A 19,989-nucleotide genomic window follows, 5' to 3' on the forward strand; every position below is an offset into this window, starting at 1 on the left:
CCTCAGGTCGGTTTACGTTTGCTTTCGGCCACGTCATGGGCCAGCCGTCGTGTGTAATGTTCCAGATCAATAAGTGCGGTGTCTACGGTGTCTGCGTCTTTTGCCTCAAGCGCGTCCACTATTCTGCTGTGCAGTCCGATGATCTCTTCGCGGGATCGCGCGGTAAACGTGATCATGTTCATCAGCGGTTGCATCGCTTCCACGGCGCCTGCCAGCTGATAGGACAGGACCGGGTTGCCAGCCCCATCCACCAGAGCGCGATGAAAAGTGACGTCCGAGGCGCAAAATGCTTCGTCCGTCAGGCCCGGTTGAGACTGGCGGAATATTTCTGCCCGCATGGTCGCCAGGTGATCTGCCGTGCGCCGCTGCGCTGACAAAGGCGCACAGGCCCTTTCCAAGGCATATCGCGCCTCGCATGCGGTATCGAAGCTGACCGCATTCATCGACAGCAGCAATGTCGAAGTCGTGACTTGCTGAGAATAGGCATCCTCAAAGCTCAGGCGATTCACGAACGCTCCGCCAGAAGCGCCGCGTTGCGTGCGGATCAAGGATTGCGCGGCCAGCCGTTTCAATGCCTCACGTACGGTCGGGCGAGAGACCTGGAACTGATCCGACAGTTCGGCTTCGGACGGCAGGCGCGCGTCCACGATCAGTTCACCCGATACGATCGCATCCCGAATGGCCTGGGCGATCTGGGCAGACAGGTCTGCGGTTTTCCGGGGCGCGGTTTTCATCTTCAGACGACCTTGGGCAAATTTTTATTTGTCTGACATTTAAAAGTCTGACATTTGAAAAGCAAGGGAGTTGAGTCGGGAGGCCGAAGTGAGTCGTACGTGGCTGCGCAGCGGAATGTGGCTGGGCTTTTATGTTCTGATCTTGTGGGCGTGGTGGGTCATGTTCTCGATGAGCCGGGACATGGACCTTGATCTGATCGGCCGTCCGGGGCCGATGGGGCAGGCGATGGCCGCGATGGATCCGCGCATGGATATGTACATGCCCATGGCCGAGTTCGGGCCGCTGTTTTCAATGTGGGCGATCATGATGGCGGCCATGATGCTGCCGACCCTGATCCCGACCCTGCGCAGTTACGATGACCTGATCCGCAGCGCAAATGGCAGCCGCGCCGGCTGGCTGGGGGTTCTGGCCGGGTATTCCATCGTCTGGGTCGGGTTTGCGGCCGTGATCGCAGGAATTCAGTTGGTTCTGCTGTTTGGCGGTGTTGTCGATATGCTGGGAATTGCCAAATCCGGATGGGTCGCGGGCGGCTTGATGATTGCCGTGGGCGCCTTTCAGTTTTCCCGCGCCAAAGAGGTGTGCCACGGTGTCTGCCATGCCCCGATGACCTATTTCCTGGGACATTGGAGAACCGGTTTTGCAGGTGGCGTGCGCATGGGCCTGGGTCTTGGCGCCTTTTGCGTCGGCTGTTGCTGGGGCTTTATGGCACTCGGCTTTGTCGGCGGTGTTATGAGCCTGTTGTGGATGGGGCTCGCGACCCTGTTCATGGTTTTGGAGAAACTTCCTCAGATCGGGCACGCCGTGACCCGTCCAATGGGGTTTGTGTTGATTGCGGGCGGTCTTGTCCTGCTCGTGTATCTAATTAGCTACGGAGGATAAGCCAATGGCTAAAAACAGAAAACCAGACGCCGACCGGCTGCCCGTCAGCCAGCGCATCGACAGCCGCATGCCCAATCCCAAGCGGCGAGAGATGAGCCCGACGGAATGGGCCATCAAGGGCGAGTTGATCCTGAACTGTTCATGTGACGTGTTTTGCCCCTGCGTGGTGTCGCTGGGCGCACATCCCCCGACGGAAGGTCACTGCCATGCTTGGATGGGCATCATCGTTGATGAAGGCCACTATGAAGGCGAGGATCTGTCGGGTCTGAATGTCGGCTTGCTGGTCGATATTCCGGGCCGGATGGGGGAAGGCCAGTGGAAAGTCGCCGCTTATGTCGACGAGCGCGCAAGCGGCAAAGCTTATAACGGTTTGTTGCAAATCTTCAGCGGTCAGGCGGGCGGCACGACCGGTCTGTTTACCATGCTGGTCAGCGAGATCATTGGTGCGGAACGGGCGCCGGTCCAGATTGAGCGCGACGGAAACAAACGTCGGATCGCGATTGGTCGCAAAATCCAGGGAGAGATCGAGATGCTTGCGGGCAAGGACCCGGAGCATCCGGTGATGGTCTCAAATTCCAAATACTGGATGGGACCTGACATCATCGTGGCGCGTGGCACCAAATCGAAGGTGCGCGACTATGGCCGGGTCTGGGACTTTGGCGGCAAGTCCGCAGAGATCTGCCCGATCGACTGGCACGGGCCCAAATGATGATCACGGGTGGGTATGCGCAGGAAATGGCGCGTTACAATCACTGGCAGAACAAACAGTTGGCAGAGTTTTTGCAATCTCTGACACCGAAGGAGCTGACCCTTGAACGCGGGGCGTTCTTTGGCTCGATCATGGGCACGGTGAACCATCTGCTATGGGGCGACTGGATGTGGATGTCGCGTTTCGAAAAGCGCGACGGGCCAGATGGCAATATTCTCAAGGCAGGCGGAGGTATCCATGAAAGCGTATACCTGTGCCCGGATCTGCAAAGCTGGTTGGCGTTACGCGAAAAGATCGATGCGCGTATCCTGAACTGGGCAGAAGGGCTGGGGGATGATCCGCTGACCGGATCGTTCACGTGGTATTCCGCCGCAAAAGAGGCTGATGTCACAATGCCTTACGCGCTGTGCGTGATCCATTTCTTCAATCATCAGACCCATCACAGGGGACAAGTGCACAAAATGCTGACCGAGACGGGCTCGGAAGCGCCTGTCAGTGATATCGTCTTTATGCCGCAGGAGGTATGAATGCCGCAGATTTCCGCCTCACGCCGCTTGCGGCGCACTCCGTTCTCTGAAGGAGTCGAAGCTGCCGGGGTCAAGGGCTATACGGTCTACAACCGTATGTTGTTGCCGACGGTTTTTGAAAGTGTTGAAGCCGATTACCGGCATCTGAAGACCCATGTGCAGGTCTGGGATGTGTCGTGCGAGCGGCAGGTTGAATTGCGTGGCCCTGATGCTGCGCGTCTGATGCAGATGCTGACCCCGCGCGATCTGCGCGGTATGCTGCCGGGGCAATGTTTCTATGTGCCGATCGTTGACGAAACCGGCGGCATGCTGAACGACCCGGTGGCGGTGAAGCTGTCCGAAGACCGATGGTGGATCTCGATTGCCGACAGTGATCTGTTGCTGTGGGTCAAGGGTATCGCCGTTGGGTACCGTCTGGATGTGCTGGTGGATGAACCGGACGTGTCGCCGCTTGCCGTTCAGGGCCCAAAGGCGGACGAGCTGATGGCTCGTGTCTTCGGGGACCGAGTGCGCGACATCCGTTTCTTCAAATTCGACATGTTCGAGTTCGAGGGGCGCGATCTGGCCGTCGCGCGATCCGGTTATTCGAAACAGGGTGGTTTCGAGATATACGTGGAAGGTGGCGATATCGGCATGCCTTTGTGGAACGCCCTGTTTGCCGCCGGCCAAGACCTGAACGTGCGCGCGGGCTGCCCGAACCTGATCGAACGCATTGAGGGCGGGCTGTTGTCCTATGGGAACGACATGACCGACGACAATACCCCGCATGAATGCGGTCTGGGAAAGTTCTGCAACACGCATACTGCGATTGGCTGTATCGGTCGGGATGCCCTGTTGCGTGTCGCCAAGGAAGGGCCGGTGCAGCAAATCCGGCCAATCGCCATCGCCGGTGATCCGGTACCGGGTTGCGATCGTCCCTGGGACCTGTTTGCAAGCGACAAGCGCGTGGGGCAGGTGACATCGGCGGCTTGGTCTCCGGATTTTGAAACCAATGTGGCGATCGGTATGGTGCGCCTGAGCCATTGGGATGCCGGGACGGAACTGGAAGTGGAAACACCGGCTGGGATGCGCCGCGCGACCGTGCAATCGCATTTCTGGATCTAGCAGAATCAAGGACGCTGCCGCGTCGACCTCGGGATATTTTGAACCAGCTGACGACATGGGCTGGTCGCTGAACACGAAAGGAATGACAAATGTTCAATGCACTTGTGATAGACAAGGATGAAGAGAGCGGACTTGCCACCGGCTCGATCAAACAATTGTCGGTGGATGATCTGCCGCATGGTGATGTCACGGTTGCGGTCGAATATTCCACGGTGAACTACAAGGACGGCCTGTGTCTGTCTCCGAAAGGGGGCGGGCTGGTGCGGGCCTATCCGCATGTCCCGGGCATTGACTACGCCGGCACGGTCGAGGCCTCATCGGATGACCGCTACAAACCCGGTGACAAGGTTGTTCTGACCGGATGGCGCGTTGGTGAGGCACACTGGGGCGGCTATTCGCAAAAAGCCAACGCGCGGGCCGATTGGCTGGTGCCGTTGCCCGATGGGCTGACAACGCGTCAGGCAATGGCTGTGGGCACTGCCGGGTTTACTGCGATGCTGGCGGTCATGGCGCTGGAGGATCATGGGCTGACCCCGGATCGTGGACCGGTATTGGTAACCGGTGCCGCGGGCGGTGTCGGGTCGGTGGCCACGGCCATTCTTGGCAATTTGGGCTATGAGGTCGCCGCGGTCACCGGACGGCCCGAAACCGGTGACTATCTGAAATCACTTGGTGCGACGACCATTGTGCCGCGCGACGACCTGAACGAGACCACAAAACGCCCCCTTGAGAGCGAAACATGGGCGGGCTGCGTTGATGCTGTGGGCGGCGCCATGCTGGCACGTGTTCTGGGCCAGATGAAATACGGATGTTCAGTTGCTGCGGTAGGTTTGGCAGGGGGCGCTGCTTTGCCTGCGACGGTGATTCCGTTCCTGCTGCGCGGCGTGAACCTTTTGGGCATCGACAGCGTGATGCAGCCCTATGACAACAGGGTGCGCGCGTGGAAACGGATCGCCACGGATCTGCCGATGGATAAGCTTGAGGCGATGGTTCAACCGGCCGGTCTGTCCGATCTGCCGCAACTGGGCGCCGAAATTCTGAAAGGTCAGGTCAAGGGGCGCGTCGTGGTGGACGTGAACGCCTGAGGCTGACCCATGAACTCAACCTGGCCGAAGAAACTCGGCCAGGTTCCGGAAAAGATGTTTGCCCAAATTGGTCGCAACACCTCTGGCCATTGATACAATTCCCGATCATGATTGCTATACATCCCAATTGCGATGGCGTAAGACCCATCCAAAGATTACCTGAAGACGGGGAGTGAGCAGAATGTCTGACGACTTCGAACTGGACACCGATGATCTGCAGCGCCGCATGGATGGCGCAATGGCCAATCTGAAAACCGAATTTGCATCATTGCGAACAGGGCGTGCTTCGGCCTCGATGCTGGAACCTGTCATGGTTGACGCTTACGGTTCGATGACACCGATCAACCAGGTGGGCACCGTGAACGTGCCCGAACCGCGAATGGTCACTGTAAACGTCTGGGACAAGTCACTGGTGGGTAAGGTGGAAAAGGCCATCCGCGAAAGCGGCCTTGGGATCAATCCGCAATTGAACGGCACCATCATAATGCTGCCGATACCCGAGTTGAACGAAGAACGTCGCCGCGAGTTGAGCAAGGTCGCCGGTCACTACGCAGAAAACGCGCGCATTGCGATCCGGAACGTGCGTCGCGATGGCATGGATCAGATCAAGAAGGCCAAGGCGGACGGCATGTCGGAAGATGACCAGAAGCTTTGGGAAAGTGAAGTTCAGGACATGACGGATGAGATGATCAAGGCCGTAGATGCTGCGCTCGAAACCAAGCAAGCCGAAATCATGCAGGTCTGAGCCGAACTGATGCCAAAAGACCCGCAAACCGAGCTGGAGTCCGGCCCGCGCCATGTGGCCATCATCATGGATGGCAATGGTCGTTGGGCGCAGGCGCGCGGCCGTCCCCGGCTGTTCGGCCACCATGCCGGTGCGCGGCGCGTGCGCGAGGTTGTCGAGGCCTGCCCAGGTTTGGGGATCAAGTACCTGACAGTGTTCGCTTTTTCGACCGAAAACTGGAAGCGGACCCAGGTCGAGGTGGCCGGCCTGATGAACCTGTTCCGCCGCTATATCATCAAGGAAACCCGGACACTTGCGGATAATGGCATCCGGGTTCGGTTCATCGGAGACCGGGTCCGACTGGATTCCAAGTTGATCGAATTGATGGACTCGCTGGAAGAAGAAACCAAAAACAACGATCTGGTTCATTTGACCGTCGCGCTGAATTACGGTGGGCGCGACGAGGTCGCGCGCGCCACCAAGCGTCTGGCGCGGGATGTGGCAGAAGGGCGGCTGAAACCCGAAGAGGTGGATGAAGAAACCCTTCCCAAGTATCTGGATACGCGTGTTCTTCCTGATCCCGACCTTGTGATTCGAACCAGCGGTGAAGCGCGGATTTCAAATTTTCTTCTGTGGCAGTCGGCTTACTCGGAATACGAATTCATCGATACCCTCTGGCCGGACTTCACCGCTGATGAACTGGCCCGTCTGTGCCAGAATTACGGCTCAAGAGATCGGCGGTTCGGAGCGGTTCTGGCATGAGAGACGGCCGATGGTCTGACCTGACAACACGGGTTCTTTCCGCTGCTGTTCTGGTCGTGATCGGATCAATCGAGGTCTGGCTTGGCGGGTGGTGGTTCGAAACCTTCATCGCCGCAGCCTGTGGTCTGATGACGTGGGAATTGGTTCGGATGATCGACCCGCAGGCCCGCGGCGTGGCCGTGCAATTGGGAATTCTGACAAGCGTCACCGTGGTTCTCAGCTATCATCTGCCGCCGATTTATACTTTGCCGGTCGTACTCGCGCCAGCGCTTGTGGGTGTGGGGCAGATCAGTCGCTCGAAGGTACTGTTCGGGCTGTTTGTGGTCTGGATCGTCGGGGCCGGGCTGGGTTTCATTTCGATCCGGGAAAGCTTCGGTTTTGGCTGGATGGTTTGGCTGATCGCGGTCGTGGTCGCCACGGATGTCGCGGGCTATTTCGTAGGCAAGGCGGTTGGCGGCCCGAAGTTCTGGCCCAAAGTCAGCCCGAAGAAGACGTGGTCGGGAACCGCCGGCGGGTGGGCCGCCGCGGCATGTGTCGGCGCGGTTTTTGCAAGCATGGCCGGCTTTGGATTCGCTTTTGTCGTTGTTTCCGTTTTGGCTTCAATGGCAAGTCAGGCTGGTGATATTGTTGAAAGCGCGGTCAAGCGCAAGTTCGGTGTCAAAGACAGTTCGAACCTGATACCGGGCCATGGCGGCTTTCTGGATCGGTTCGATGGCATGATGGGGGCCGCGCTGTTTGTTCTTATCGCGGGGCTGATCTATTCGCCGGGTGAAATGTAATGCGAAAGGTATCTGTTTTTGGAGCCACCGGGTCGATCGGGCAGAACACGATTGATCTGATTTCGCGCGCACCGTCCGAGTATGACGTCGTGGCATTGACCGGTGGTGCCAATATTCAAAGGCTTGCGGATGACGCGCGTCGGCTCGATGCCGATATTGCCGTCACCGCTCATGAAGACCGGCTTGATGACCTGCGTTCCGCTTTGGCCGGCAGTGACGTCGAGGCGGCTGCGGGCCCGCGCGCCATCGTCGAGGCTGCGGCACGTCCGGCGGATTGGATCATGTCGGCCATTGTCGGCTCGGCCGGGTTGGCGCCGGGCATCGAGGCGTTGAAACAGGGCACAACCCTTGCACTGGCAAACAAAGAGACATTGGTCTGCGCAGGATCATTGGTTCTGGAAACGGCCAAACAGCATGGCGCGCGATTGCTGCCGGTCGACAGCGAACATTCGGCGGTGTTTCAGGCTTTGGTCGGTGAAGACGTCGAAACAGTCGAGCGTGTGATCATCACCGCCAGCGGCGGGGCGTTCCGAGATTGGCCCCTGAGAGAACTGGTGAACGCGACCGTTGAACAAGCCTCCAGCCATCCGAATTGGGATATGGGGCAGCGTATCACCATCGACAGCGCATCGATGTTCAACAAAGCGTTAGAAGTCATCGAAACAAAAGAATATTTCGGTGTCGAACCGGATCAGATCGAAGTGCTGGTGCATCCGGAATCCATAGTACACGCCCTGGTCGGTTATCGTGATGGTGCGATGATGGCCCATATGGGGGCACCCGATATGCGCCACGCCATCGGTTACGCGCTGCATTGGCCCGAAAGACGGGAATTGCCGATACAGCGCCTTGATTTGGCCAAGCTGGGGCAGTTGCGTTTCAACGCGCCGGATCTGGCACGTTATCCCGCATTGAAACTGGCCCGGGACGTGATGGCGCGTGGCGGTCTGGCGGGTGCTGTTTTCAACGCCGCGAAGGAACGTGCGCTGGATCATTTCATCGCGCGCCGGACCGGATTTCTGGATATGGCTGATGCCGTCGCCGCGGTTCTCGACAGGTTCGACGCGTCAGACAGCCTTATTGATGCCCCTATGACCCTTGATAACGTACAGCAAACAGACCATCTGGCACGTCAGTGGGTCGATGACGCTGTGGTGGAACGAGCAGGATAGAATTTTGGACGTACTTTCCCTAATCCCGCAATTTGGCAATCTTCTCTGGACGATAGTTGCGTTTGTCGTCGCATTGTCGGTCATCGTCGCGGTGCACGAATACGGCCACTACATTGTGGGGCGTTGGTCCGGTATCCATGCCGAAGTGTTCTCGATCGGGTTCGGCCCGGTTCTCTGGAGCCGTGTCGACAAACGGGGGACCAGATGGCAGATCGCGTTGCTGCCGTTTGGGGGGTATGTGAAGTTCCTGGGCGATGCCAATGCAGCATCGGGTAAGGATGAAAAGGCGATGGAAGGCATCGCCACCCAAAGCCCGGAAGAGCTGCGCCGCACCATGCACGGTGCCCCTTTGTGGGCACGGGCCGCAACGGTCGCGGCCGGACCTGTCTTCAACTTCGTCATGTCCATTCTGGTGTTTGGCCTGATTTTCTGGTCACAGGGCGTATCGAAAGAGCCGCTTACAGTTGGATCGTTGCAACCCTTGCCGGGCACTGTGCAGGAGCTGAGAGAAGGTGATGTGATCACCGCAATCGCCGGTATCCCGACACCTGACTATGATGAAGAGGGCGCCTGGCAGGACTTTATCGAGGCGCTGCCTGTGGAACCGGTTCTGGATTACACGGTGAACCGGGATGGTGAAACCCTGGATGTACAAGCACCATGGATGTTTCCACCCCTGATCCGCCAAGTGGCCCCACGCAGCGCGGCGATGGATATCCAACTGAAACAAGGCGATGTCATCACTGCGGTGAACGGAGAACCGATCTTTGCCTTCGAGCAGCTGAAGGATTTTGTCGAAGGGTCCGATGGCCGGGTTCTGCTGTTGGACGTCTGGCGGGAAGGGTCCGAGCTGGAATTCGCATTGGCCCCCCGACGCACGGATGAACCTCAGCCGGATGGCGGATTCGTCACCCATTGGCGGATTGGGATCATCGGGGGCATGATGCTGGAGCCGGCAACTGAACCGGCTGGTATTCTGGATTCACTGACCGGCGGTGTCAGACAGACGGGCCGCATTATCGAAGGGTCGCTGTCGGGTATTTGGCACATGGTGACAGGAGCAATCAGCACCTGCAACATATCGGGGCCGATCGGAATCGCCGAAACCTCGGGGGCAATGGCCAGTCAGGGGGCGCAGAACTTCATTTTCTTCATCGCGGTTCTGTCGACGGCGGTCGGATTGCTGAACCTGTTTCCGATCCCGGCATTGGATGGCGGGCATCTCGTGTTCTACGCCTATGAAGCCATTGCAGGGAAACCACCCAGTGATGGGGCCTTGCGGGTGCTCATGGGGGTAGGGATCACCTTAATTCTCACCCTCATGCTGTTTTCAGTGAGCAACGATTTGTTCTGCTAATTGTGGCGCGCGGCGCAAGATTGGGCCGCAATATTGCCTCATTTTGACGTTATGGTTTTTGCGTCTGAGGGAAAAGCCATGACCAAAACGCTGAAAAAATCGTATCAGAGCTTTAGCTTCCTGTTCGTGCTGAATTGGGATGTTCTGCTGAGCTTTGCGGTTACGGCGTTGGCCATGGCAGGTGCCGCCTATCTGGCGGCCATGTGATTCTTACCGAAATTAACGTCGTCAATTTGAATGGCAGTCTTCGCGGCTGCTTCTATTTCGCCTTTTGACAAGCTCATTCAATCCCGCTACTCAGCATTAAAGTCTTAAATTCTGGGTAGAGCATAAAATGACTGACAGGCGAGGGGCGGGCACATCCTGCGGGCAGCAAATGCCAACAAACAATATTTTGTGGCAGGCGCTAGCGGTTCTTTTCCTTTTTGTTGCTGCAAGCTTAATGACTTTTCCGCATGCAGCACTGGCGCAAAATTTCACGATCAATTCGTTTGACGTTGAGGGCAATCGCCGGATTGAAACCGGTACGATCATCGCCCGAACGGGAATCGAACCTGGCCAGACCGTAACTGCTGGCCAGCTCAATGATGCCTATCAGCGTTTGCTTGACAGTGGTGTATTTGAAACAGTTGAGCTGACGCCGCGGGGGTCTACGCTGGTCATCACGGTTCAGGAATATCCGACGATCAATCAGATCAGCATCGAGGGTAACGCCCGTGTCAAAGACGACGTGTTGTTGGACGTTATCGAATCTCAGCCGCGCCGCGTCTTTACCCCGCAGTTGGCCGAGTCTGACGCTGACATGATTGCTGAAGTGTATTCAGCCCAAGGCCGAGTTGCCGCGACCGTAATCCCTCGGATTATCCGCCGTAGCGACAATCGAGTTGATCTGGTTTTTGAAGTGGCAGAAGGCACGACCATTGAAGTGGAACGTGTCAGTTTTGTTGGCAACCGTGCCTTTTCGGACCGTCGTTTGCGCCGCGTTCTGGAAACCAAGCAGGCAACCTTCCTGCGGACGTTCTTCCGGAACGACACGTTCATCGGCGATCGTATCGAGTTCGACAAGCAAGTCATTCGGGATTTCTACCTTTCACGAGGCTATGTCGACTTCCGTGTGAACAGCGCCAACGTCGAGTTTACCCGTGAAAGGGATGCTTTTTTCCTGGTGATGAATGTAACCGAGGGCCAAAAATTCTCGTTCGGTAAAATCACGACCGTCAGCGAAATTCCGGGCGTCGATCCGGCACCTTATCAGGACGCGCTGAAGATCAAACCCGGCGTGACATATACGCCGACGCTTGTTGAAAACTCGATTACTAGACAAGAGCGACTGGGCCTGAAGCAAGGCGTGGATTTCCTTCGGGTGGAACCCCGTGTTACGCGCAATGACCGCGATCTGACTTTGGATGTCGAATTTGTTCTGACAAAAGGTCCTCGGATCTTTGTCGAGCGGATCGATATTGAAGGCAACACAACCACCCTGGACCGAGTGATCCGCCGGCAGTTTGACACTGTCGAAGGTGACCCGTTCAATCCACGCGAAATCCGCCAGGCTGCGGAGCGTATCAATGCCTTGGGCTTCTTTGCTGTCGCCGAAGTCGAACCACGCGAGGGATCGTCGCCTAGCCAGGTCATTCTGGATGTAGACGTTGAAGAACAACCCACCGGCTCGCTGAGCCTTGGAGGCAGCTACTCGGTTACGGACGGTTTCGGGATTGCAATTGGTCTGAACGAATCCAACTTCCTGGGCCGTGGCCAGAACCTTGGTGTCTCGATCTCCACCGCGCAGGACTCGGAACAATATACGCTCAGCTTTACAGAGCCCTATCTGCTGGGCCGCAAGCTGCGCTTTGACCTTGGTCTGGGGCTGTCGGCTACCAATTCCGGGTTTGCAAGCTACGACACAAGCAGTCTTTTCTTTGCACCGCAGCTGACCTACGCGATTGGTGAATTGTCGGCTCTGCGGGTTCGCTATGGCTGGGACCGCAGCGAGATGACGCAGCAGGACAATGAAGTTAACGGTGCGGTGATTTCTTCTGAAATTGCGCAGGGCAAACGGACGTCCAGTTCCTTGGGACTGTCCTACATTTATGACAGCCGTCTCGGCGGCCTGGACCCCAACACTGGCGTTCTGTTTGAAGTAGGTGTTGATGCCGCCGGACTTGGTGGGGACAACAAATTCTTCAAGACCACGGCACGTGGCATCGCGCAAACCCGGGTTTGGAACGAAGAGGTGGTGCTTCGGGCAACGATGGAACTGGGCGCTCTGCACTGGCGCGGAAACGATTTCAGCCGTACCGTTGACCGGTTTGTGCTGGGCCCCAATACTTTCCGGGGTTTCGAACCTGCGGGTATCGGACCGCGTGACCTGTCCAACGGTCAGGATGACGCGATCGGGGGCAACTACTACTGGGTTGCCCGTTTCGAAACCGACTTCCCGCTGGGTCTTCCCGAGGAACTCGGTCTGCGCGGTGGCTTGTTCTATGATGTTGGCAACCTCTACAACATCGACAACGTCAATACGGCAGGTGCAACTATTGTCGGTGCAAACGGATCGATCCGGCACGTGATTGGGATTTCGGTGCTCTGGGAAACTCCATTCGGGCCGTTGCAGTTCAACTTCTCGCAGCCTCTCAAGAAAGAATCTTTCGACAAGGAGCAGAACTTTGACTTCACGATCCAGGCCCGGTTCTGATCCGCGATGCTGAACAGATTGCTTGGCAGAGCACGGGGCCCGCTTTGGGCCCTGTGCGCATTTGTGACGATGGTCTCGGCGCCTTTGGCAAATGCACAGCAGCTTGGTGTGCCACAAGCCAGTGTTGTCACCCTGTCCAGTGAAGAGCTGTTTGCCAAGTCCGCCTTTGGACAGCGCGTTTTTCGCGAAATTGAAAAGGAAAGCGCCTTACTGGCCGAAGAAAACCAACGGATTGTCGCGGAACTGAGCCGCGAAGAAAAGGAACTCACCGAGCAGCGCGCCACCATGTCGGCCGACGAGTTCCGCCCCCTGGCCGAGGCGTTTGATCTCAAGGTTCAGTCCCATCGCGAGGGGCAAAGGGCAAAGCTGGATGTTCTGGCCCGTCGCAGCGAAGAAGCCCAGCAGACCTTTTCCGAGATTGTGCGCCCGGTGCTTGTCGATCTGTTGCGCGAAATTGGGGCCAGCGTGATGATCGAGCGATCCAATGTCGTCGTCAGCACGTCCGACATCACCGAAGCCGCAATCATCCGAATAAACGCCGCGATTGGTGACGGAAGCGATTTGCAAGAGGTTCAGGGCGAATAGGTTCGCTTGCCCTTGCAATGCTGTATTGCTAACCACGCAAAAAAAGAAACATCCAAAACGGGATATCTGCATCATGAGCACTGAAACCAAAAGCGCAGACATTCAGCTGATCCAGAGGATCCTGCCGCACCGCTATCCGTTTTTGCTGGTCGACAAGGTGGTAGATATCTCGGGCTATCAGTCGGCGCGTGGAATCAAGAACGTCACCATGAACGAACCACATTTTCAGGGGCATTTCCCCGGTACGCCGATCATGCCGGGTGTCACCATCGTCGAGGCAATGGCGCAGACCGCCGGTGTGATGCTGGGTGTGGGAATGGACGTCATCGACACCGAACTGTTGATTTACTTCATGAGCATCGACAAGTGCAAATTCCGCCGCAAGGTTGTGCCCGGTGATGTGCTGGAAATGCATGTGGAAACCGTACGTGGGAAAAAAGGCGGAAAGCTGTTCAAATTCAGCGGCCGTGCAACTGTCGAAGGCGAAGTCGCCGCCGAGGCGGAATTCTCGGCCTATGTCGACTGGGATATGGAAAAAACAACATGAACGGAGTCCATCCCAGCGCAATTATTGAAGATGGTGCGCAGATTGGACAGGATTGTATCATCGGTCCCTTCTGCCACGTGGGCCCACAGGTGAAACTAGGCGATCGGGTCGAGTTGAAATCGCATGTGGTCGTGACGGGCGACACCTCTATCGGCGATGATACCGTTGTGTTCAATTTCTCGGTGATTGGTGAGATCCCTCAGGATCTGAAATTCAGTGGCGAAAACACCCGACTTGAGATTGGCAAACGCAACCGCATTCGCGAGCATGTGACAATCAATACCGGGACGGAAGGTGGCGGAGGGGTCACGCGGATCGGTGACGACTGTCTGTTGATGGCGGGTGTTCACGTGGCCCATGACGTTCAGATCGGCAGCCGTGTGATCATGGTGAACCATGCCGGCGCGGCGGGGCATTGCATCGTCGAAGACGACGTGATCGTCGGTGGCATTTCGGGGTTGCATCAATGGGTGCGCGTTGGACGCGGGGCCATTATTGGCGCGCTGACCATGGTGCCGAAAGATGTTATTCCTTACGGTCTGGTACAGGCGTCGAGGGGTGAGCTGGATGGCCTAAACCTCGTCGGTCTCAAGCGCAAGGGTGTATCGCGTGAAGATATCTCGGCGCTGCGTGCGGCCTTCAAGGAATTGTCCGACGGCGAAGGCACCTTTATGGATCGCGCCAGCCGGATCGGTGAAGGCAACGAAAGCGACTATGTGCAGCAGATCGTGGATTTCGTCACCGGCCACAGTGACCGATCCTTCCTGACCCCGAGGAAATAGGGTCATGCTTGCGTTGATTGCGGGAACCGGGGCGCTGCCGACCGAAGTTGTTGCGCAGTTGACAGAACGCCCTTTGATCTGCGCGATGGAGGGGTTTCTGCCGGACACCCTGAGTGCGGATGTCGTGTTTCCTCTGGAACAGCTGGGCAGTTTCATCGCTGACCTGAAGGCGCGGGGCGTGACCGATATCTGTCTGGCTGGCGCTGTTCGGCGCCCGCCAATCGACCCCTCGCGCATTGACGCCGCGACGCTGCCATTGGTTCCGATCATCCAAAAGGCCATCCTGTCCGGGGATGACGGCGCTTTGCGCGCCGTGATCGGAATTCTTGAAGGGGCCGGCCTCACCCTCAGGGCCGCGCATGAGATCGCGCCCGGTTTGTTGCCGCCTGTGGGATGTCTGACCGAAGCCCAGCCCTCAGACGCCGACATGGCAGACGCTGACCGCGCCGCCGGGATTCTTCGGGCAATGGGGGCGGCGGATACCGGGCAGGCCTGTGCCGTGTCAAAAGGGCAGGCGCTGGCCATCGAGGGGGTGTTCGGCACCGCGTGGATGCTGCAATCCCTGACCCAACGCCCCGACGCTGGCGGCGGCATTCTATTCAAAGGTCCCAAACCCGATCAGGATCGGCGCGCCGATTTGCCCGCCATCGGGCCGGAAACCGTTACCGACACGGTTGCGGCAGGTTTGTCCGGGATCGTTTTGGAAAAAGACGGTGTGCTGGTTCTGGAAAAAGAGCGCGTCATCGCTGAATGCAACCGTCTGGGTCTGTTTCTCTATATCCGCGAGCGGTCGGTCTGATGCGTGTCTTTCTGGTCGCCGGTGAACCTTCGGGCGACCGGTTGGGCGGCGCGCTGATGGAGGGGTTGAAAACCCTGGTGCCCGAGGTTGAATTCGACGGTGTGGGAGGCCAGCTGATGCAAGCGCAGGGTCTGCGCAGTCGGTTCCCGATGTCCGAGCTGTCGGTCATGGGGCTTGTCGAAGTGCTGCCGAAGTTTTTTCAACTGAAACGGCGGATATCCGAGACGGCACAGGCGGTGCTGGACACGAAACCGGATGTTCTAATCACCATAGATAGCCCGGATTTCAGCTTGCGCGTCGCCAAAATCGTAAAAGCCAACAGCAAAATCCGAACCGTGCATTATGTTGCCCCCAGCGTCTGGGCCTGGCGCCCCGGGCGTGCAGACAAGATGGCAAAGGTCATCGACCATGTGCTGGCGCTTCTTCCTTTTGAACCTCCGTATATGGAGCGGGCAGGGATGGAATGCGACTTTGTCGGCCATCCTGTGGTAGGCGAACCGATTGCCACGCCTGACGAGATTGCCGCCTTTCGCCACCGCTTTGATCTGGGCAATGCGCCGATCCTGCTGGCCTTGCCCGGGTCTCGGCGGGGTGAGATCGAACGTCTGGCAGAGTCTTTCGGCGGCGCGTTGCGGTTGTTTTTCGATGACCACCCGAATTACCGCGTGGTGATCCCGACCGTAGGTGCGACAACCGATCTGATAAATGACCTGGTACCAGAATGGCCAGGCACCCCCGTGGTGCTGGACCCGCGCCAGGTGGGGGCAGAGCAAGCCATGGCCGACAAACGAGCAGCCTTTGGCGCCGCAGATCTTGCCCTTGCTGCTTCGGGAACGGTTTCGCTGGAACTTGCGGCGCAGAATACGCCGATGGTAATTGCATACAAACTCAACTGGCTAACGCAGAAAATGGCGGAACGGATGGTCAAGCTGGACACCGTTACACTGGTCAATCTGGTTTCGGAAACACGCGCCGTGCCGGAATGCCTGCTGGATGATTGTCAGCCTCAAAAAATCGCCGAAGCCTTGCGAAAGGTAGCCGACGCACCCGATGCGCAACAGCTTGCCATGAACCTGACCATGGACAGGTTGGGGCGTGGGGGCGAAGCACCCGGCTTGCGCGCGGCGCGGGCGGTTTTGAACAGAATGCAGCCAAGCAATGCTTGATCACGCGCTGTTTGCAGTCTCTGCGGGGATCGCGATGATCTCTACCAATCTGGACAATCTGGCTGTCTTGTTGGGCTTGATTCTGGTGATGGAACAGCGCCGTGCGATCGTGGGCTTTGCCGTCGCTCAGACGATCGTACTTTCCCTGGCCATGACCGTGGCCGTGGGCCTGAACCAGAGCGGCCTTCCGTTTTGGATCGGCTATCTTGGCCTTGTCCCGCTGGTGTTTGGCTTGCGCGGAATCTGGCATCAGTTTCGCGACGCGGACACCGAAGGTGCGGAGTCAAAAGGGGCGGTGACTTCGGTGGTGACGCTTTTCCTGAGCCTCTCGATAGACAGTTTTGCGGTAATGACCCCTCTGCTTGCGGATTCGGCGCCGTCCTATCGGGTTGTTGCGTTGATCGGTGCCGCCAGCGCGGCCGCCTTGCTGGTTGTTGTTGCGGCATGGGGGGCACCCCACGCCAAAAGCCTTGGCCCGCGCGTTGCCCGGCTGGATCGGATTGCGCCATATATCATGGTCTGCGTCGGGCTCTATATTCTCTTCAATTCTCCCACCGATATGTTGTGACCCGGCAAAGAGAGCGCTTCGTATCGCATATGTGACCTGCAAGGTCTGTTGCTGGGGCGCAGGTCCAAGGTATCGTGACCCAGAAAAGGAGCTTTCGACATGACCCGCATCCCCCCTTTGTCGGATCAGGAAATGACCGCCGACGCGCGCGCTTCCCACGCTGCATTGGGCGCCTATGGACCATTTGACAACTGGGCCCGCGTCGCTGCGTATTGCCCTCCGGTTCTGAACCATGTCACGGGAATGCTGACAACCCTGCGAGAGCAGGAGAACCTGCCACGCCGTGCGTTGGAGCTGGCGATGGTGACGGTATCGAAACTGAATGCCTGCGATTATTGCGTGTCGCATCACACACCGCTGCTGTCCGTCGCGGGGCTGAGCCCCGAAGGGGCGTCGCGTCTGCCGGACGTCGAGGATCATCCGGAGCTGGATGCCTGTGACAAGGCGGTCGTGCGCTATGCCGAAGCCGTGACGATCCGGTCGGGCCGTATGAAGGATGCCGAAGTGGCGGATCTGAGGGAATGGTTCACCGATGCCCAGATCGTCGAGCTAACTTGGCGCATCGCCTTGTGCGGTGCGTTCAATCGGTTCAACGATGCATTGCAGATTCAGATCGAACCCGAGGTCGAGCCGGTTTCAGCCTAATACCCACGCCAGATCCAGCCGCCGCCGAACACGCGACTGCCTTCGTTTGCGTAAAATACGCAGGCCTGCCCGGGCGAGATGCCTTCCTCGGGGGTCAGCAGTTCGACCTCGGCCGTGGTGTCCGACAGCGGCCGAATGATTGCCTCGCGCGGCGGGCGGGTCGAGCGGACTTTGACGGACAGATGCCATTCATCGCGTGACGAAAAGGGTTCATCGCCCAGCCAGTTGATCTCGCGCACCGGAACGACGCGCGTTGCCAGCATCTCTTTCGGGCCGACAACGACCTGCTTTTTGTCGACGTCCAGTTTGACGACGTAAAGCGGCTCGCTAAGGCCGCCGATGCCAAGACCGCGACGTTGCCCGATCGTATAGTGGATCACGCCGTTGTGCTGCGCCAGTACGCGGCCATCGGCGTGAACGATCTCGCCGGGTTCCGCGGCTCCGGGGCGCAGTTTTTCGATGACGCTGGCATAGTTGCCGTCGGGCACGAAGCAGATATCCTGGCTGTCGGGCTTGTCCGCCACCGACAGCCCATACTGCGCCGCCATCTCACGGGTTGCGTCTTTTGACGGCAGGTGGCCCAGCGGGAAGCGCAGAAAATTCAATTGCTCTGGCGTGGTCGAGAACAGAAAATAGGACTGATCGCGATTGGCGTCTTCGGCGCTGTGCAGTTCCGGTCCGTTGGCGCCCATCTTGCGCTGAATGTAATGGCCGGTGGCCATGCAGTCTGCCTCGAGATCCCTAGCGGTTTCCAGAAGGTCCTTGAACTTCACGCGCTCGTTGCAGCGGATGCAGGGAACCGGCGTCGCGCCTGCCAGATAGCTGTCGGCAAACTCGTCGATCACGGCATCCTTGAAGATGTTCTCGTAATCCAGAACGTAATGCGGAAATCCCCGCTCTTCCGCCACGCGTCGCGCATCATGAATATCGATTCCAGCGCAACAGGCACCTTTCTTGGCCAATGCCGCGCCGTGGTCATATAGCTGCAAAGTCACACCGACCACATCATAGCCCAGATCGGCCAGATAGGCCGCGACAACGGAACTGTCGACGCCCCCCGACATCGCCACAACGACCCGCGTTTCCGAGGGTGGTTTGGCAAAGCCAAGCGAGTTCAGCGGGGTCTCGGTATCGAGGGCCATTGCAGATTCCAGTCCGGGTTAAGAAAGACCGGCAGAATATAGGAAAATTCTACACACTCTCAAGGGGCGGTTTCACGCGACTTTAAGTAGGCTGAGGGCAGCTTTGGTGCAGCAAGAAGGGTAAAGCGATGTATTTGCACAAAGTTGAAGGGCCAAGGTCTGTTGCTCTGCCGGATGGATCCATTTTGACGCATGCGGATTTGCCGCCGGCGAACACAAGGCGATGGGTGGCGTCACGCAAGATTCTTGTCGTGCGTGGCGTGCTTTACGGGCTGATCAGCCTGTCTGACGCAAAAAAGAAATATGGCCTGAGCGACGAAGAATTCAATGGTTGGGTTTCTTTGGTCGCGGAACACGGCGCCGAGGCGTTGAAGGCGACGGCGCTAAAAAAGTATCGACAACCTAAAGGAGAGCGTGAATAAATAATTCAACGGTAACGTCAGATTAACCATTCTTGGTCAGGTTTAAATTTAATTGGAATTATTGACCCGAATTGGAGCAGTGAAAAATGCGCATACTTCTTGTCGAGGATGATCCGACCACGTCCAAAAGCATCGAACTGATGCTGACGCATGCGAACCTGAACGTCTATGCGACGGATCTTGGCGAAGAAGGAATCGATCTGGCGAAACTCTATGATTACGACCTGATCTTGCTTGATTTGAACCTGCCGGACATGAACGGGCACGAGGTTCTGCGCCAGTTGCGGATCGCCAGGGTGGAAACGCCGATTCTGATTTTGTCCGGTGCCGATGATACCGAAAGCAAGATCAAGGGATTCGGCTTTGGCGCCGATGATTATCTGACCAAGCCCTTCCATCGCGAAGAACTGGTGGCACGCATCCACGCCATCATCCGCCGTTCCAAAGGGCATTCGCAATCGATCATTCATACAGGGCGAATTGCGGTGAACCTTGATGCAAAAACCGTGGAAGTGGATGGCAAAACGGTTCATTTGACCGGCAAGGAATACCAGATGCTCGAGCTGCTCAGCCTGCGCAAGGGGACGACTTTGACCAAGGAAATGTTTCTGAACCACCTGTATGGCGGCATGGATGAACCTGAACTGAAAATCATCGATGTGTTCATCTGCAAACTACGCAAAAAGCTCAGCAATGCGACCGGCGGAGAGAACTATATCGAAACCGTCTGGGGCCGTGGCTATGTGCTGCGAGATCCGCAAAGCAACACGCTGGACGAAACACGGATGGCAGTCGGGCTTTGAAT

23 protein-coding genes are annotated in these 19,989 nt (G+C 57.6%); 21 read left to right on the forward strand and 2 right to left on the reverse strand.

Annotated elements, in window-relative coordinates; all coding sequences use genetic code 11:
• Positions 1–2: 2 nt before the first annotated feature.
• Complete coding sequence (locus GOW56_RS01395; protein ID WP_171116021.1) at positions 3–734, reverse strand: FadR/GntR family transcriptional regulator; 732 nt, start codon at positions 732–734, stop codon at positions 3–5.
• A 115-nt stretch (positions 735–849) separates the two neighbouring features.
• Here GOW56_RS01395 and GOW56_RS01400 point away from each other — a divergent pair, with 115 nt between their 5' ends.
• From GOW56_RS01400 to GOW56_RS01485, 19 genes are all read left to right on the forward strand, one after another.
• Positions 850–1,614 (forward strand): DUF2182 domain-containing protein, encoded by a 765-nt coding sequence (locus GOW56_RS01400; RefSeq protein ID WP_171205023.1) that lies wholly within the window; start codon positions 850–852, stop codon positions 1,612–1,614.
• Positions 1,615–1,618: 4 nt separating this feature from the next.
• The gene (locus GOW56_RS01405; RefSeq protein ID WP_152457918.1) at positions 1,619–2,323 is read left to right on the forward strand and encodes a DUF1326 domain-containing protein; all 705 of its coding nucleotides are present in this window, start codon (positions 1,619–1,621) and stop codon (positions 2,321–2,323) included.
• A complete protein-coding gene (locus GOW56_RS01410; protein WP_371807865.1) occupies positions 2,320–2,850 on the forward strand; it encodes a DinB family protein in 531 nt (176 codons plus the stop codon). Before GOW56_RS01405 ends, GOW56_RS01410 begins: the two co-directional genes overlap by 4 nt.
• On the forward strand, positions 2,851–3,954 hold the full coding sequence (locus GOW56_RS01415) for a dimethylsulfoniopropionate demethylase (RefSeq protein WP_171204724.1): 1,104 nt from the start codon (positions 2,851–2,853) through the stop codon (positions 3,952–3,954). It begins immediately after the preceding gene.
• A gap of 89 nt (positions 3,955–4,043) precedes the next feature.
• The gene (acuI, locus tag GOW56_RS01420) at positions 4,044–5,039 is read left to right on the forward strand and encodes an acryloyl-CoA reductase (protein WP_171204725.1); all 996 of its coding nucleotides are present in this window, start codon (positions 4,044–4,046) and stop codon (positions 5,037–5,039) included.
• 181 nt (positions 5,040–5,220) lie between these two features.
• Positions 5,221–5,784, forward strand: coding sequence for a ribosome recycling factor (frr, locus tag GOW56_RS01425; RefSeq protein ID WP_171116013.1), 564 nt, complete (start codon positions 5,221–5,223; stop codon positions 5,782–5,784).
• Positions 5,785–5,793: 9 nt separating this feature from the next.
• Positions 5,794–6,525 (forward strand): isoprenyl transferase, encoded by a 732-nt coding sequence (locus tag GOW56_RS01430; RefSeq protein ID WP_170344372.1) that lies wholly within the window; start codon positions 5,794–5,796, stop codon positions 6,523–6,525.
• Entirely contained in the window at positions 6,522–7,304 is a 783-nt protein-coding gene (locus GOW56_RS01435) for a phosphatidate cytidylyltransferase (protein ID WP_170344370.1), read from the forward strand. The genes GOW56_RS01430 and GOW56_RS01435 overlap by 4 nt, the downstream gene beginning before the upstream one ends.
• Positions 7,304–8,476, forward strand: a complete 1,173-nt coding sequence (gene dxr / locus GOW56_RS01440; protein ID WP_171204726.1) for a 1-deoxy-D-xylulose-5-phosphate reductoisomerase — start codon at positions 7,304–7,306, stop codon at positions 8,474–8,476. The genes GOW56_RS01435 and dxr overlap by 1 nt, the downstream gene beginning before the upstream one ends.
• Positions 8,477–8,480: 4 nt before the next feature.
• The gene (rseP, locus tag GOW56_RS01445) at positions 8,481–9,833 is read left to right on the forward strand and encodes an RIP metalloprotease RseP (protein ID WP_171204727.1); all 1,353 of its coding nucleotides are present in this window, start codon (positions 8,481–8,483) and stop codon (positions 9,831–9,833) included.
• 78 nt (positions 9,834–9,911) lie between these two features.
• Positions 9,912–10,040: a hypothetical protein gene (locus GOW56_RS21980; protein ID WP_256367495.1), complete on the forward strand. Its 129-nt coding sequence runs from the start codon at positions 9,912–9,914 to the stop codon at positions 10,038–10,040.
• Positions 10,041–10,275: 235 nt separating this feature from the next.
• Positions 10,276–12,528: an outer membrane protein assembly factor BamA gene (gene bamA, locus GOW56_RS01450; protein WP_371807866.1), complete on the forward strand. Its 2,253-nt coding sequence runs from the start codon at positions 10,276–10,278 to the stop codon at positions 12,526–12,528.
• A gap of 69 nt (positions 12,529–12,597) precedes the next feature.
• Entirely contained in the window at positions 12,598–13,113 is a 516-nt protein-coding gene (locus GOW56_RS01455) for an OmpH family outer membrane protein (RefSeq protein ID WP_254447148.1), read from the forward strand.
• Positions 13,114–13,186: 73 nt separating this feature from the next.
• The gene (fabZ, locus tag GOW56_RS01460) at positions 13,187–13,660 is read left to right on the forward strand and encodes a 3-hydroxyacyl-ACP dehydratase FabZ (RefSeq protein ID WP_152457928.1); all 474 of its coding nucleotides are present in this window, start codon (positions 13,187–13,189) and stop codon (positions 13,658–13,660) included.
• Positions 13,657–14,442, forward strand: coding sequence for an acyl-ACP--UDP-N-acetylglucosamine O-acyltransferase (lpxA, locus tag GOW56_RS01465; RefSeq protein WP_171116000.1), 786 nt, complete (start codon positions 13,657–13,659; stop codon positions 14,440–14,442). Before fabZ ends, lpxA begins: the two co-directional genes overlap by 4 nt.
• A gap of 4 nt (positions 14,443–14,446) precedes the next feature.
• Entirely contained in the window at positions 14,447–15,241 is a 795-nt protein-coding gene (locus tag GOW56_RS01470; protein ID WP_171204729.1) for an LpxI family protein, read from the forward strand.
• Complete coding sequence (lpxB, locus tag GOW56_RS01475; protein ID WP_171204730.1) at positions 15,241–16,407, forward strand: lipid-A-disaccharide synthase; 1,167 nt, start codon at positions 15,241–15,243, stop codon at positions 16,405–16,407. Before GOW56_RS01470 ends, lpxB begins: the two co-directional genes overlap by 1 nt.
• Complete coding sequence (locus GOW56_RS01480; protein ID WP_171204731.1) at positions 16,400–16,975, forward strand: hypothetical protein; 576 nt, start codon at positions 16,400–16,402, stop codon at positions 16,973–16,975. The genes lpxB and GOW56_RS01480 overlap by 8 nt, the downstream gene beginning before the upstream one ends.
• 99 nt (positions 16,976–17,074) lie before the next feature.
• Positions 17,075–17,620: a carboxymuconolactone decarboxylase family protein gene (locus tag GOW56_RS01485; RefSeq protein WP_171204732.1), complete on the forward strand. Its 546-nt coding sequence runs from the start codon at positions 17,075–17,077 to the stop codon at positions 17,618–17,620.
• Here the strand turns inward: GOW56_RS01485 and mnmA are convergent.
• Positions 17,617–18,762, reverse strand: a complete 1,146-nt coding sequence (gene mnmA, locus GOW56_RS01490) for a tRNA 2-thiouridine(34) synthase MnmA (RefSeq protein WP_171204733.1) — start codon at positions 18,760–18,762, stop codon at positions 17,617–17,619. The genes GOW56_RS01485 and mnmA overlap by 4 nt on opposite strands.
• Positions 18,763–18,890: 128 nt before the next feature.
• Between mnmA and GOW56_RS01495 the strand changes: the two genes are divergently transcribed.
• A complete protein-coding gene (locus GOW56_RS01495) occupies positions 18,891–19,184 on the forward strand; it encodes a DUF1153 domain-containing protein (protein ID WP_171168228.1) in 294 nt (97 codons plus the stop codon).
• A gap of 86 nt (positions 19,185–19,270) precedes the next feature.
• The gene (ctrA, locus tag GOW56_RS01500; protein WP_152457936.1) at positions 19,271–19,987 is read left to right on the forward strand and encodes a response regulator transcription factor CtrA; all 717 of its coding nucleotides are present in this window, start codon (positions 19,271–19,273) and stop codon (positions 19,985–19,987) included.
• The last annotated feature ends 2 nt before the right edge of the window (positions 19,988–19,989 follow it).

Source organism: Ruegeria sp. HKCCA0235A (assembly GCF_013033235.1).
In the GTDB taxonomy this organism is placed as follows: Bacteria; Pseudomonadota; Alphaproteobacteria; order Rhodobacterales; family Rhodobacteraceae; genus Ruegeria.

Bases quoted from the DNA above. Each gene is read 5' to 3' on its own strand.
- ctrA (WP_152457936.1), top strand. From the start codon at position 19,271: ATGCGCATACTTCTTGTCGAGGATGATCCGACCACGTCCAAAAGCATC.
- GOW56_RS01480 (WP_171204731.1), top strand. From the start codon at position 16,400: ATGCTTGATCACGCGCTGTTTGCAGTCTCTGCGGGGATCGCGATGATC.
- GOW56_RS21980 (WP_256367495.1), top strand. From the start codon at position 9,912: ATGACCAAAACGCTGAAAAAATCGTATCAGAGCTTTAGCTTCCTGTTC.
- GOW56_RS01495 (WP_171168228.1), top strand. From the start codon at position 18,891: ATGTATTTGCACAAAGTTGAAGGGCCAAGGTCTGTTGCTCTGCCGGAT.
- GOW56_RS01455 (WP_254447148.1), top strand. From the start codon at position 12,598: ATGGTCTCGGCGCCTTTGGCAAATGCACAGCAGCTTGGTGTGCCACAA.
- GOW56_RS01435 (WP_170344370.1), top strand. From the start codon at position 6,522: ATGAGAGACGGCCGATGGTCTGACCTGACAACACGGGTTCTTTCCGCT.
- GOW56_RS01415 (WP_171204724.1), top strand. From the start codon at position 2,851: ATGCCGCAGATTTCCGCCTCACGCCGCTTGCGGCGCACTCCGTTCTCT.
- GOW56_RS01470 (WP_171204729.1), top strand. From the start codon at position 14,447: ATGCTTGCGTTGATTGCGGGAACCGGGGCGCTGCCGACCGAAGTTGTT.
- frr (WP_171116013.1), top strand. From the start codon at position 5,221: ATGTCTGACGACTTCGAACTGGACACCGATGATCTGCAGCGCCGCATG.
- GOW56_RS01405 (WP_152457918.1), top strand. From the start codon at position 1,619: ATGGCTAAAAACAGAAAACCAGACGCCGACCGGCTGCCCGTCAGCCAG.
- lpxB (WP_171204730.1), top strand. From the start codon at position 15,241: ATGCGTGTCTTTCTGGTCGCCGGTGAACCTTCGGGCGACCGGTTGGGC.
- fabZ (WP_152457928.1), top strand. From the start codon at position 13,187: ATGAGCACTGAAACCAAAAGCGCAGACATTCAGCTGATCCAGAGGATC.
- GOW56_RS01430 (WP_170344372.1), top strand. From the start codon at position 5,794: ATGCCAAAAGACCCGCAAACCGAGCTGGAGTCCGGCCCGCGCCATGTG.
- GOW56_RS01395 (WP_171116021.1), bottom strand. From the start codon at position 734: ATGAAAACCGCGCCCCGGAAAACCGCAGACCTGTCTGCCCAGATCGCC.
- GOW56_RS01410 (WP_371807865.1), top strand. From the start codon at position 2,320: ATGATGATCACGGGTGGGTATGCGCAGGAAATGGCGCGTTACAATCAC.
- bamA (WP_371807866.1), top strand. From the start codon at position 10,276: ATGACTTTTCCGCATGCAGCACTGGCGCAAAATTTCACGATCAATTCG.
- acuI (WP_171204725.1), top strand. From the start codon at position 4,044: ATGTTCAATGCACTTGTGATAGACAAGGATGAAGAGAGCGGACTTGCC.
- dxr (WP_171204726.1), top strand. From the start codon at position 7,304: ATGCGAAAGGTATCTGTTTTTGGAGCCACCGGGTCGATCGGGCAGAAC.
- mnmA (WP_171204733.1), bottom strand. From the start codon at position 18,762: ATGGCCCTCGATACCGAGACCCCGCTGAACTCGCTTGGCTTTGCCAAA.
- GOW56_RS01400 (WP_171205023.1), top strand. From the start codon at position 850: ATGTGGCTGGGCTTTTATGTTCTGATCTTGTGGGCGTGGTGGGTCATG.
- GOW56_RS01485 (WP_171204732.1), top strand. From the start codon at position 17,075: ATGACCCGCATCCCCCCTTTGTCGGATCAGGAAATGACCGCCGACGCG.
- lpxA (WP_171116000.1), top strand. From the start codon at position 13,657: ATGAACGGAGTCCATCCCAGCGCAATTATTGAAGATGGTGCGCAGATT.